8 protein-coding genes and 1 pseudogene are annotated in these 13,359 nt (G+C 64.9%); 2 read left to right on the top strand and 7 right to left on the bottom strand.

Annotated elements, in window-relative coordinates:
• Positions 1-108: 108 nt before the first annotated feature.
• Positions 109-1,359, bottom strand: a complete 1,251-nt coding sequence (locus AOQ71_RS39495) for an ABC transporter substrate-binding protein (RefSeq protein ID WP_057758758.1) — start codon at positions 1,357-1,359, stop codon at positions 109-111.
• A 395-nt stretch (positions 1,360-1,754) separates the two neighbouring features.
• Between AOQ71_RS39495 and AOQ71_RS39490 the strand changes: the two genes are divergently transcribed.
• Positions 1,755-3,914, top strand: a complete 2,160-nt coding sequence (locus tag AOQ71_RS39490) for an exonuclease domain-containing protein (RefSeq protein ID WP_057758755.1) — start codon at positions 1,755-1,757, stop codon at positions 3,912-3,914.
• A 24-nt stretch (positions 3,915-3,938) separates the two neighbouring features.
• Here the strand turns inward: AOQ71_RS39490 and dinB are convergent, their stop codons facing one another.
• The 6 genes and pseudogenes from dinB to iolG all read right to left on the bottom strand — a co-directional run bounded on the left by dinB (position 3,939) and on the right by iolG (position 11,288).
• Positions 3,939-5,039: a DNA polymerase IV gene (gene dinB, locus AOQ71_RS39485; RefSeq protein ID WP_057758753.1), complete on the bottom strand. Its 1,101-nt coding sequence runs from the start codon at positions 5,037-5,039 to the stop codon at positions 3,939-3,941.
• Between the two features lie 58 nt (positions 5,040-5,097).
• The gene (locus tag AOQ71_RS39480; RefSeq protein ID WP_057758751.1) at positions 5,098-6,144 is read right to left on the bottom strand and encodes an ABC transporter ATP-binding protein; all 1,047 of its coding nucleotides are present in this window, start codon (positions 6,142-6,144) and stop codon (positions 5,098-5,100) included.
• A gap of 34 nt (positions 6,145-6,178) precedes the next feature.
• A complete protein-coding gene (locus AOQ71_RS39475) occupies positions 6,179-8,359 on the bottom strand; it encodes an ABC transporter permease (protein ID WP_057758749.1) in 2,181 nt (726 codons plus the stop codon).
• An 87-nt stretch (positions 8,360-8,446) separates the two neighbouring features.
• Positions 8,447-9,324, bottom strand: a pseudogene (locus AOQ71_RS39470) (ABC transporter substrate-binding protein); the annotation flags it as partial.
• Positions 9,325-9,510: 186 nt separating this feature from the next.
• Complete coding sequence (locus AOQ71_RS39465; protein WP_083514813.1) at positions 9,511-10,293, bottom strand: inositol monophosphatase family protein; 783 nt, start codon at positions 10,291-10,293, stop codon at positions 9,511-9,513.
• Between the two features lie 2 nt (positions 10,294-10,295).
• Complete coding sequence (gene iolG / locus AOQ71_RS39460) at positions 10,296-11,288, bottom strand: inositol 2-dehydrogenase (protein WP_057759107.1); 993 nt, start codon at positions 11,286-11,288, stop codon at positions 10,296-10,298.
• Positions 11,289-11,515: 227 nt separating this feature from the next.
• Here iolG and iolD point away from each other — a divergent pair, with 227 nt between their 5' ends.
• Complete coding sequence (gene iolD / locus AOQ71_RS39455; protein ID WP_057758744.1) at positions 11,516-13,357, top strand: 3D-(3,5/4)-trihydroxycyclohexane-1,2-dione acylhydrolase (decyclizing); 1,842 nt, start codon at positions 11,516-11,518, stop codon at positions 13,355-13,357.
• Positions 13,358-13,359 lie beyond the last annotated feature (2 nt).

Here is a 13,359-nt window from a genome sequence, read left to right as displayed (position 1 = left end):
TGTCTTTTTTTGTAGGGTTCAACAACCGGGGAGAGAATGCAAGAGCGCGCGTGTCGCGCCTCTGCAAATCTCTCCCCGATCAGTCATTGCGTCGCTGATGCGACTACGTCAGTACTTCTTACATTCCGGTACTGTACGACTGGGCAAACCGATCTTGGCGAACACGGCAGGGTCATAGCCCAGCGTCTGGTTTACGTTCGGGATCACCTTCACCACCTTCGAGAACAGCGCACCCTTGCCGTCATCGACCACTTCGGTGACGAAGTTGGTGCCGATCGCCTGGCGGTTGGAGTCGAGCTTGATCTTGCCGTTGGGCGCATCGAGCTCGATCTTGGCGAGCGCAGCCTTGTACTTCGACTGGTTGTCGCTGAGATCGCCATTGACCTGACGCAATGCCAGGATCAGCGCCATGGTCGAGCCGTAATAGTTGGTGGCGAGCAGCGACGGGCTCGGGAAGCGCTTGTTCGGCGGGAAGGCGTCCTGATAGTCCTTCACGAACTTCTGCCAACCCGGATCCTCCCACGTGTCGGCCTGGCCGCTGGCGGCCAGCGTGCCGATCAGCGCGTTCTTGGCATTGCCCTTGGACGACAGGATGGTCTGGTCGATCATGATCGAGCCGCCCATCAGATGCGCCTTGCCGCCGGCCTGCTGGTACTGGTTGAGGAAGTTGACGGCGTCGCCGCCGCCGAGGCCGAGATAGATGGCATCGACGTCGTCAGGCAGCGCCGCGATGACCGACGCAAAATCCTTGGTGCCGAGCGGCACCCATTGCCGGTTGGTGACCTGTCCACCCGCGCCGCAGAATTCGAGCACGAGGCCGAACACCTGGGTGTAGATGAAGGAGTAGTCCTCGCCGACCGTTGCGATCTTGCGATAACCCTTGGTGTCATAGGCGTATTTGCCGAGGCCGACCTGCCATTGCGCGCCGTCCATGTTGTAGCGGAAGAAATTCGGGGCCGGATCGACATAGGTCGTTTCCTGCGCGCCGGAGGCTGCGTTGATGAAGGTCAGCTCCGGATGGGTCTTCGCGAAGTTCTTGACCGCGATGCCCTCGTCGCCGGAGAGCGGCGACAGCAGGATCTGCACCTTGTCCTGCTCGATCAGCTTGCGCACGGCGCGCACAGCCGAGTCCGGTGTCGCGTCCGTCGAAGCGATGACGAATTCGAGTTCCTTGTCGCCGACCTTTTTGCCGAGCACGTTCAGTGCGGTCTGGAAGCCACGGATGCCGTCCTCGCCGAGCACGGTGTAGGTGCCTTCGAGGGTCGCGGTGACGCCGACCTTGATCTTCTCCTGCGCGAAGGCGGTACCCGACATCAGCAGGCCGCTCAACGCAATCAGTCCTAGACTGCCTTTCAACATTGCTCTCCTCCCTGGTCGTTCTTGTCGCTGTTTTTCACCGCACCTCACGCTTCCGCCGCGCGGTGCGACGTTCTTGCAAGGCCATCGGGTCTTCGACGATTTCTTGGGATGAAGGCTAACCGAACTCGGATACGGCGCACCGGTCGGCGCCACGCGCGGCTTAACGGGCAGTCTCATTTTGAATGGTGCGTCGCAAATCGTTCCGCGGTGCAATAGGCGCGTCCACGCGCCCTGGTTGTCGCCGAAACCCGGCGTCGGGACGGCGCCGGGTCGCGAAGTTCCGAGCTTGACAGTGCCCGGCGAAAAGAACAGAAGTCGAACATGAACGCGAAGGAATCACGGGGAACTTCGACCGGAGCGGGGTCGCGCTGCGCTGCGCCGAGGGCTGCGCGCGGATGACGCTGCCTGTCCTGCCGGTCTACTATTATCACGACCACTTCACGGAGATGCTGAGCTTCGTTTGCGAGACCTACGGTCCGGTGCTGGCCGAGAGGCATCATGCTTTTGTCGCTCGCTTCTCACAGCTGTCGAAGGACGCCCAGTGCCTGTTCGTCCGGATGGTCAACCGCAACGGCACGGTCTTCAATCCCTCCACCTTCAAATACGCCGAGATCGCCGACCCCGTCGGTGCGCTGGGGGAGCTCGGCGTTGCCGGTTATGTTCGAGGCCTGACCGAACAGGACTACGCAGCGTTCCTGGCGTGCCTTGCAAAGCCTGATCTGTTCGACGGCGCAAAGGCGGCCGGCATGAGCGACGTCAGGGCCTCGTGGCCCAAGGCCAAGCTGTCGGAGTATTGCCTCGCCAATCTGTCGTTCGGCACGGCATTCCGGCACTGCGGTGGAGAGGCCTTCATCGCGCTCGCTGAGACCGAACCGCTCGAGTTCCTGCTCTATCTCTATTTCGGCAAGACAGAGAACAACCTGAAGAATTTCGCGCTGCGCGATCTCGGCATCCTGCGCACCAACGGCCAAGCGGATTTCAGCGCGCGGTTTGCCGATGCGGACGAGGCGAGGGCCTGCTTCCACTATGCGCGCCTGCTGCGCCAGCTCGAGGCCAAATCCGACGAGGTGTATCGCAGGTCCGTTGCCGACATTCTCGGTGGTCCTGCCTGCCCGACGGATTACGCCCTCGATCTGCGCAGCCGTGCGGCCCACAAAGCGGGTCTGCACTTCGAGAAGAAGGGTGAGGCCGCGCTCGCGGCGCAGCTCTATCGTGCCGGCGCTTCGGCCGAATGCAATGAGCGCCTCGCCCGGCTGCTTTATGCGGAGGGCGACAAGGACGCCGCGGAGGACCTGCTGCGGCGCATGATCGATGATCCCGCCAGCGATGACGAATGCGTCTTTGCGCGCGACTTCTATGCCCGGAAGTTCGATGGGCGCCGGACGGGACTCTGCACCGAGCTGTTGCGGGCAGGACGAACGCTCCGGGTCGACGACACCTGGCGCGGCAGCCCGGAGGCCGGGATCGCAGGCGTTCTGCGCCGGCAGGGCCTTGAGGTCTTCCACGCCGAAAACACACTCTGGCACTGCCTGTTCGGCTTGCTGTTCTGGGATGAGCTGTTCGAATCCGGACAGCTGCACAGCGGCTTCGATTGGATGCCGCACTGCCTGAAGGACAGAACCTTTGCCCGGATGTTCTCGTCTCAGATCGAGGCGAAGCTGGGGACGATCGCCTCGCGCTCCGCGCTGCCCCAGATCCTGCGGATCGTTGCTGCGAAATGGGGCAAGCCGAACGGCGTGTTCGCCTGGGACCATGTTGATATGGACGCGCTCCGCGCGTTGCTTGCGGGGGCCAGTGCTGACGGCCTCGCCGCGATCCTTCGCCTGATGTGCGAGGACTATCGCGCGATGCGCGATGGCTTCCCCGATCTCATGCTTGTGGCTGATGGCGCCGTCTCGTTCATGGAAGTGAAGGCCGAGGGCGACGTCATCAGGCGCAACCAGCTGACGCGGCTTCGCCAGCTCGGCAACGCTGGAATCCCTTCGGAGATCGGCCGCGCCGATTTCCGTTTCGATCCGGACCAGGACTATGTCGTCGTGGACATCGAGACCACCGGCGGCTGGACCGGCGGGGATCGCATCACTGAAATCGGCGCCGTCAAGATCCGCAATCACGAGGTCGTGGCGGAGTGGCATTCGCTGATCAACCCGCAGCGGTCGATCCCGGCCAAGATCGTCGCGTTGACCGGCATCAGCAATGAGATGGTACGGGGTGCGCCATTGTTCGCGGAAGTCGCCGATAGCTTCATGCAGTTCATGCGTGACGGCGTCTTCGTCGCTCACAATGTCAATTTCGATTACGGCTTCATCGCCGCGGAATACGAACGCCTCGAACGCCGTTTCCGCTTTCCAAAGCTCTGCACCTGCGCGAGCATGCGCCGGCACTACCCCGGCCACAAATCCTACGGGCTCGGCAAGCTCACAAGGGCCTACAATATCGAGCTGAAGGACCACCACCGCGCGTTGTGCGATGCCCGCGCGGCCGCGCATCTGCTCAATTTGATCAATGCGAAGCGCGACGAGGTCGGGAGCAGGGCGGAAGAGATCGCGGCCTGATCATTCGAATCCCCGGCGTCCGGATCAAATTTCGAACGTCAGTTGCGGCGCCGCATCGTCGCCGACCTGGAGCGATGACAGCGAGACTCCCAGGAGCCTGACGCGCTTGGGCAGGGGCATCTCCGCCTCGAGCAGGCCGCAGGCGAGGCGCTCCAGCTCGTCCCGGCCAGGGACCGGCGCAGCCACGGACCTGCTGCGCGTGATGATCTCGAAGTCGGCGAACTTGATCTTCAAGGTCACGGTCCGGCCCCGGCTGCCTGATGCCTCGCAATGGCGCCAGACCTTGTCGACGAGCGGGCGCAGCTCGACGACGAGTGCGTCGAATTCGGCGAGGTCGGTCGAGAACGTGGTCTCCGCGCCGATCGACTTGCGGATCCGGTTGGCCCGCACCGGCCGTTCGTCGACGCCGCGCGAGATCCAGTAATAATAGGCGCCTGACTTGCCGAAATTCGCGTTCATGAATTCAAGCGTCTGGTTGCGGATGTCGAGGCCGGTGAACAGGCCGAGCGCGTTCATCTTTGCGCTCGTTGCCGGTCCGATCCCGTGGAACTTGCCCACCGGCAGCGTCTCCACGAAAGCGGGCCCCATTTCGGGCGAGATCACGAACTGCCCATTGGGCTTGCGATGGTCGGAGGCGAGCTTTGCCAGGAACTTGTTGTAGGAGATGCCCGCCGAGGCGTTGAGGCCGGTCTCGGCCTTGATCTTCTCGCGGATCCGCAGCGCCACGTCACGGGCAAGCGGGATGCCTTGCAGGTTTTCCGTCACGTCGAGATAGGCCTCGTCGAGCGACAGCGGCTCGATGATGTCGGTGTGCTCGGCAAAGATCTCACGGATCTGCCGGCTGATCGCCTTGTAGACCTCAAAGCGGGGCTTTACGAAAATCAGGTCGGGACATTGCCGCTTCGCGGTGACCGACGGCATCGCGGAACGAACGCCGAATTTGCGCGCTTCATAGCTCGCGGCAGCGACCACGCCGCGCTCGGCCGAACCACCGACCGCGACGGGCTTGCCGCGCAGCTCGGGATTGTCGCGCTGTTCCACGGATGCGTAGAAGGCATCCATGTCGATATGGAGGATCTTGCGAACGCGTGTCGGGTCGTCGGCCGCGGCGTCGGAATAGCTCATGCCGGGATGATACAATCGGGCCGCGGGAATCGCGAGCGAGTATGCGGATTCGAGCCCGTCACCGCACGAGAGCGATATTTTGCTGGACGAATGACAGCTTGATCGCCGCGCCTTCAGCCGGGATCTCATCGGTTTGGCGGCTGACGACGAAAAGCTCGCCGATCGGCGTCGAGACCATCATCTCGACGTGATCGCCGAGGTAAGAGGATTTCCTGACGGTTCCTGCGAGGCCATCGCCGAACATGATGCCGTGGGGCCGGATGGCCGCTTTGGCCGGCCCGGGCGTGAGGCCGCGCGCGGCAAGCGTCAGGCGGAGAGGTCCCAGCATGACCTGCGCTTGCCCGTCATGCACGGCTTCGATCGACACCTCCACGAGATTGGCATCGCCGATGAAATCGGCGACGAAGCTGTTCGCCGGGGCTTCATAAAGCTCGCGCGGCGAGCCCTGCTGCGCGATCTTCGCATTCGACATCACGATGATGCGGTCGGAGACGGCGAGGGCCTCCTCCTGGTCATGCGTGACATAGGCGACGGTGAGCTTCAGCGACTGCTGGAGCTCGCGGATCTCCTGCCGCACCCGGCGCCTGAGCTTGGCATCGAGATTGGAGAGCGGCTCGTCGAACAGCAGCACCTGCGGCTCCAGCACGAGGGCGCGCGCCACGGCGACGCGCTGCTGCTGACCGCCGGACAGCTCGGCCGGATAGCGCTTCTCGAAGCCCTTGAGACCGACCAAAGCGAGCTTCTCCAGCGCCATCGCCTCGGCCCGCGCCTTTCCCAGCCCCTTCACCGTCGGTCCATACGCCGCGTTCTCCAGCACGTTCATATGCGGAAACAGCGCGTAGGACTGGAACACCATGCTGACGTCGCGGTCCGTGGCCGAGAGCCGTGTCACATCCTTGCCGCCAATCAGGATCTGCCCGTCGCTCGCGATTTCGAGGCCGGCGATCATGCGCAAGGTCGTGGTCTTGCCGCAGCCGGAGGGGCCAAGCAGCGTCACGAGTTCGCCCGCGTGGATCCTGAAGCTGACATCGTCCACGGCCGTCACATTGCCGTAGCGCATGCTGACATGTCTGAACTCGACGGAGGCGGGGCCTGATTTGGGCATGGCAAGTCCTATCTGCAAGTCCTATCTGCAAGTCCTATCTGGCCGGCTCGGCGGCCGAGGTCGCGAGCGTGACGGGCCTGCGGCCAAGCTTTCGCTCGCCCACGCCGAACTGAATGAGCGCGATGCCCGCCGCCATGACGACGATCAGCACCGAGGAATAGGCGATGGCGAGGCCGAACTCGCCGGCCTCGACTCGCCCGACGATGTAGGCGGTCGCGAGATTGTATTCGGCCGACACCAGAAAGATCACGGCACTGACCGAGGTGATGCTGCGCACGAAGCTGTAGATCAGCGCCGCGGCGAGCGCCGGCTTGAGCAACGGCAGCACCACGCGGCGCAATGTCGTGAAGCTGCGCGCCCGCAAAGTCGTCGAGGCCTCGTCGAGGCTCTTGTCGATCTGGGCCAGTCCCGCAATGCCCGAGCGTATGCCGACGGGCATGTTGCGGAAGACGAAGGCGAGCACGAGGATGAGGCCGGTCCCGGTGATCTCGATCGGCGGCACGTTGAAGGCGAGGATATAGGCGACCCCGAGCACGGTGCCGGGAATGGCGAAGCTCAGCATGGTCGTGAATTCGAGCAGCTGGCGGCCGACGAAGCGTTGCCGCGTGAGCAGATAGGCGGTGAGCAGGCCGATCAGCGCCGTCAGTGGTGCCGAGATCGCAGCCACTTTCAGCGTCGTGAACAAAGAGGGCCAGGCTGCGCCCTCGAAGAACAGGCCGTGGCTGAAATCGACGGCGAAGCCGGTGCGGTAATGCTCCAGCGTCGGCGTATGGTCGCGGCCCATCGTCTTGACGAAGCCGCCGATCAGGATCACCGCGTAGATCACCGCCGTCAGCACGACCCAGGGTACGATCACCACGGCGGAGAGCACGGTGACGGAGGTCGGCAGCTTCGCCGGAATGCCGGCATCGCCCTTGCCGGAGACCGTGGTGTAGCTCTTGCCGCCGAGCCAGCTCTGCTGCAGCCCGAACGCACCGAGCGTGAAGACGAGCAGCACCATCGCGAGCACTGCGGCCAGACCCTGGTTATGGGCGGCGCCGACCACGGCAAAGAAGATCTTGGTCGAAAGCACTTCGAAATTGCCGCCGAGCACGAGCGGGTTGCCGAAATCGGCCAGGCTCTCGACGAAGCCGAGCAGAAAGGCGTTGGCGAGCCCCGGCCGCAGCAGCGGCCAGGTCACGGAGCGGAACGTCTGCCAATGCCTGGCACCAAGCGTCTGGGAGGCCTCTTCGAGGCTCGGTGCGATGCCCTGGACCACGCCCATCAGCACGAGGAAGGCGATCGGTGCGAAGGCCAGCACCTGCGCCAGCAGCACGCCCGGCAGGCCGTAGATCCAGCGCGAGCGGGGGATGCCGAACCATTCGGACATCAGGCCGGTGACGACACCGGAACGGCCGAACAACAGGATGAGCGCAAGGCCGATGACGAAGGGCGGTGTGATGATCGGCAGCACCGTCATCGCGCGCATCAGCCGCTTGCCTGGCATCGCAGTGCGCAACACCAGCAGGGCGCAGGCGAGGCCCAGCAGCGTGGTGATGAGGCCGGTCAGCACGCCGAGGATCAGCGTATTCCAGGCAACGCCGCAGGCGATACCGCCGCCGACGCATCCCAGTCCCCAGATCGTCGAGGAGAGCAGGTGGCCTGCGAATTCCCCCAGCGCCCAGCTGCCGTTGGCGTCGACCAGCGCACTGCGCAGGATCGTCGCCACCGGCAGGAAGATGAAGAGGCCGATCAGCAGCACCACGACACCGATGGTGGACGTGGTGAAGAGATCGCCCCGACAGAACCCGCGATAGGCGAGGCCGTGGCAGTGCAGCAAGAGGAGCGAGAACAGCGTCAGCAGCGCGCCGAAACCCATGCCCGGCTGCGCGGCGCCTGCGCCGCCCAGCAGCGCGGCGAGCCAGGGAATGCCTTGCCCGGGCAGCGTGATCGCAAAGCCTTGTGCGAAGAACGCGACCAGGCCGAGCAGCCCGGTGACGATCAACGCGGGCCCACTAAGGGTGGTCTCGGCACGGACGGCGAGGAGCGTCGCCGCAAGGAGCGCGATGCCGATCGGCCACAGCCATGGCGCTGCGCCTGATGTCGCAAGCAGGAGTGCGGTGCCGGCCCGCCCGAACGGATAGCCCGCAAGGTCGGAGCCTTCCGGCAGGTACCAGGGCACGAGCATATAGCCCAACCAACCGAGCAGGACAGCAAGCCGTGTCGAAAGGCGCATCCGGGATCTCCGCAGCTGACGGCTATTTCGGCAGCGCCTTGACCTCCTTGTCCCACTTTGTCAGCAGCCGCGAGCGCTCCGCGGACNGAGCCGTATTTGACGAAGTCGTAGTTGATCAGCTTCATCTCGCTCATCTTCGGCGCCTGCGGCGGCACCGGAGCGTTCTTGTTGGACGGCACCTGATACGACTTCGCGGGGGCGGCGAGGGCCTGTGCGGCGGGGCTCAGCGCCCAATCGTAGAACTTCTTGGCGTTCTCCAGATTGCGTGCGCCCTTGACGATCGACATCGAGCCGATCTCGTAGCCTGTGCCTTCGCACGGCGCGACGGCCTTGATCGGGTCACCCTGTACCGCGAAGACGACGGCATCGTGGATGAAGACGATGCCGACGGCGGTCTCGCCGAGGCTCGCAGCCTTGGCTGGCGCTGCGCCTGATTTGGTGTATTGGCTGACATTCTTGTGCAGGGCCTTGAGATAATCGAAGCCCTTGTCCTCGCCCATCAACTGCACGACCGTGGCAAGCAGGGTATAGGCGGTGCCGGACGAGTTCGGGTCGGCGACCTGCACGTCATCCCTGAGCTTGGGATTGAGCAGGTCGGCCCAGCATTTCGGCTCCGGAATGCCCTTGGCCTTGATCTGCTCGGTGTTGTAGCCGAAGCCGAGCGCGCCGGCATAGATGCCGATCGAGCGTTGCTTCGCCGCTTTCCACTGGTTCAGCGCCCAGTCGTGCAGATCCTTGTTGGCCGGGGATTCGTATTCGAGCGTCAGCCCCTCATCGGCGGCCTGAAGATGCGGGTCGCCGGTGCCGCCCCACCAGATGTCGGCGCGCGGGTTCGAGGCCTCGGCCCTGAGCTGCGCATAGGTTTCGCCGGCGGATTTCCGCGTCATCGAAACCTTGATGCCGGTCTCCTTCTCGAAGGTGGTGGACATCGCGCGGCACCATTCCTCCTGCACGCCGCAATACATGACCAGCGACCCCTCGGCCGACGCCGAGGCTGCGCCCGCGGCCAGGATACCGGCGCTGAACAGCGCCCTGACGACAAGGGATTTCCAAACCATGGTCCACCTCCCGAGAACGAGAACTTGATATTCTCTGTCATTGGCTGGGACGGTGGCGTCTCTTCAGTTCCAAAGCAATAACTATTAAGTCGACTAGGAAATCCCGGTGATTTCGCTGAGCTGCGATGCCAGCGCCGGCGTGCAGCACAGGATCGGGTTGCCCTTGCTGATGCCGTCGCCGGCGAAGAAGTCGCTGACCCAGCCGCCGGCCTCGCGGGCGATCACAACGCCGGCGGCGATGTCCCAGGCGTTGATGTGCAACTCGGCATAGGCGTCGGTGCGGGCGTTCGCCACATGGCAGAGGCCCAAAGCGCCGGAGCCCGAGCGCTTCATCGCGCCGCCAGCGGCATAAACGCGGCCGATCATGTCGACATAGTGCTGCGAGGGTACACGGGGCGACCAGCCCAGTTCGACATAGGCACGTCCGATATCGTCGACGCCGGAGACGGCGATTTTTTGCCCGTTTAGCGTGACGCCCTGGCCGCGTTGCGCGACATAGAGCTCATCCAGCGCCGGTGCCGCGACGATCCCGATCGTCGGTTCGCGGTTCACAAGGAAGCCAACGGAGATGCACCAGGTGCGATCGCCATGGGCGAAGTTCGCGGTGCCGTCGATCGGATCGAGGATCCAGACCGCATCACTCGCCTCGCCGCCGCCTTCCTCGCCGATGACAGTGTCGCCGGGGAAAAGCTCCGTCAGCCGCGCGCGCAAGAAGTCCTCGACGGCACCGTCGGCGACGGTGAGCCAATCCTGCGCGCCTTTCATCGTGACGCCGAGGCTCTCCTGCCGGCTGAAATAGCCGAGCGCGATGCGCCCCGCTTCAGTGGCGAGGCCCTGGGCCGCGTAACGGCGCAGCATGAGGTCGGCCGGCGTCACGCTCAGGCAGCCTTGATCGCGACAGGGCGGCCGGTGCGGGCCGACTCGGTCGCCGCGTCGGCCAGCATCTGGGCGCGCAGCCCGTCGAGACCGGTGGGCGAGGGCGCAACCTTGCCGGTGCAGGCGTCGATGAAGGCTGCAAGCTCGGCGCGATAGGCGGCGGCATAGCGTTCGAGAAAGAAGTTCTGCACCGGATCGGCACGGAAGCCCTGGCGGGTCGCGATCTCCAGAGTCGTCTCGTGGACGTTGCCGGCCCGCAGCATGCCCTTCGCGCCATGCACCTCGACGCGCTGGTCGTAGCCGTAAGTGGCACGGCGCGAATTCGAGATCTGCGCGATGCGGCCGCTCGCCGTCTTCATGACAACAGCGGCGGTGTCGACGTCGCCGGCTTCGCCGATCGCCTTGTCCACCAGGGCCGATCCGACTGCGAAGATGACGACCGGCTCCTCGGCCAGCAGGAAGCGCGCCATGTCGAAATCGTGAATCATCATGTCGCGGAACAGGCCGCCCGAGCGTTTCACATAGTCGACCGGCGGCGGTCCGGGATCGCGCGAGATCACGCTGACGATCTCGATCTCGCCGGCCTCGCCGCTGCGCAGCCGCTTCTCCAGCGCCGCAAAGTTCGGATCGAAGCGGCGGTTGAAGCCGATCATCAGGGGCTTGCCGGATTTTTCAACCGTGGCGAGGCAGCGGCGAATACGGTCCGAATCGAGATCCACCGGCTTCTCGCAGAACACCGCCTTGCCGGCCGAGACGGCGGCTTCGATCAGATCGGCATGCGTGTCGGTCGGCGTGCAGATCAGGATGGCGTCGATGGCTGAATCGCCGATGATCGCATCCGCATCGGCCACTTTCGCGCCCGTCGCCTGCGCCAGCGAGGACGCAGCCTCGTTCGAGGCGTCGGCCACCGCGACGAGCCGTGCATCGCTGCGCGCCGCTACATTGAGACCGTGAATGCGCCCGATCCTGCCGGCGCCGAGAAGTCCAACCCGCATTGCCATCATCACTGCTTGACTATTCGAATAAGCATTCCATTCTCTGCGCCGCCCAGTCAAGGTCGGAGCTTGCACTTCTCGATGTCATCAACCGCCACGCAACATCGTATCGGATCGAGCGACGACACATTCGCGACACAGTTGCGCGAGCACAAGCGCTCGGTCGGCGCGATGGCGGAATATCTTGACGGGCCGGTCCGCGCGACGGGGTTGAGTGGGAGCGAGTGATGGCGACGATCAGGCTCACGATGGCCCAGGCGCTTGTCGCCGCGATGGCCGCGCAACGGACTGTCATCGACGGGAAGGATCAGCCGCTGTTCGCCGGCGTCTGGGCGATCTTCGGGCATGGCAATGTCGCAGGCCTCGGCGAGGCGCTGTATGCCGCGCGCGACCGCCTGCCGACGTTGCGCGCGCATAATGAGCAGGCGATGGCGCATGCCGCGATTGCCTTCGCGAAAACCTCGCGCCGCCGGCGCATGATGGCGGTGACGAGCTCGATCGGCCCCGGCGCGACCAATATGGTGACGGCGGCAGCCGTCGCTCACGTCAATCGCCTGCCGGTGTTGCTGCTGCCGGGCGATGTCTTCGCCGGACGCCGTCCCGATCCCGTGCTGCAGCAGATCGAGGATTTCGGCGACGGCACTGTCTCCGCCAATGATTGCTTCAGGCCCGTCTCGCGCTATTTCGATCGCATCACCAGGCCCGAGCAGATCATGCCCGCTTTCGAGCGGGCGATGCAGGTTCTGACCGACGCGGCCGAATGTGGACCCGTGACGCTTGCGCTCTGCCAGGACGTGCAAACGGAAGCCTTCGACTATCCCCGCTGGTTCTTCGCCGAGCGCGTCTGGCAGCCGCGCCGCCCGCGCGCCGACGCGACGCAGATGGCGCAGGCCGCAGCGCTGCTCAAGGCCGCCAAGCGCCCGCTCGTCGTCGCCGGCGGCGGCGTTCTCTACAGCGAGGCGGAAGCCGATCTTGCGGCCTTCTGCACCGCGCACGGCATTCCGGCGGCAGAAACGCAGGCCGGCAAGAGCGCGCTGCCGCACGACCATCCTCTTAATCTCGGCGCGATCGGCGTCACCGGCACCGGCGCCGCCAATGATGCGGCACGGCAGGCCGATCTCGTGCTGGCGATCGGCACCCGCTTGCAGGATTTCACCACCGGCTCGCGCTCGCTGTTCGCCGATCCTGCCTGCCGGATCATCGGCCTCAATACGCAGAGCTTCGATGCCGGCAAGCATCGCGCGCAGCCGCTCGTCGCCGATGCCAAGGTCGGCTTGGCCGAGCTCGGCACCGCCCTTCAGGGCTGGACTGCACCTGCCGTCTGGACCGGGCAGGCCAGGAGTGGCCGCACGGCCTGGCTGGAAACGGCCGCGCGCTACACCGCGTCAGGCAACGAAACCTTGCCGAGCGATGCCCAGGTCGTCGGCGCCGTCCAGCGCCGCAGCCGGCCAAGCGATGTCGTGCTGTGCGCGGCCGGCGGCTTGCCCGGCGAGCTGCACAAGCTGTGGCAGCCGGGCGCGCCCGGCGGCTACCACATGGAATACGGCTATTCCTGCATGGGCTACGAAATCGCCGGCGGGCTCGGCGTCAAGCTCGCCGATCCCTCGCGCGAAGTCGTCGTGATGGTCGGCGATGGCTCCTATCTGATGATGAATTCCGAGATCGCCACGTCGGTGATGTTAGGGGCAAAACTCATCATCGTCGTGCTCGATAACAGAGGCTTCGGCTGCATCAACCGGCTCCAGAACGCGACCGGGGGCGCCCCTTTCAACAACCTCTTGCGCGACGCCCGCCACGAGACGCTGCCCAAGATCGACTTCGCGGCCCACGCCGCATCGATGGGAGCGATCGCGCGCAAGGTCGCCGGTATCGCGGAGCTGGAAGCGGCGCTTGAGCAGGCGCGAGGTCACGACCGGACCAGTGTCGTCGTGATCGACACCGACCCGCTGCGCTCGACCGACGCCGGCGGCCATTGGTGGGAGGTGGCGGTGCCGGAGGTCTCCGAGCGCACCGAGGTCGAAGCCGCAAGGCGCGGCTACATCGAGGCGCTTGCGCGTCGCAATATCTGATC

Origin of the sequence: Bradyrhizobium manausense, assembly GCF_001440035.1 — a bacterium.
Taxonomy (GTDB): Bacteria; Pseudomonadota; Alphaproteobacteria; order Rhizobiales; family Xanthobacteraceae; genus Bradyrhizobium; species Bradyrhizobium manausense.
The sequence above is the reverse complement of the archived record's forward strand: the minus strand, read 5'-3'. Positions and strand labels throughout refer to the sequence as shown.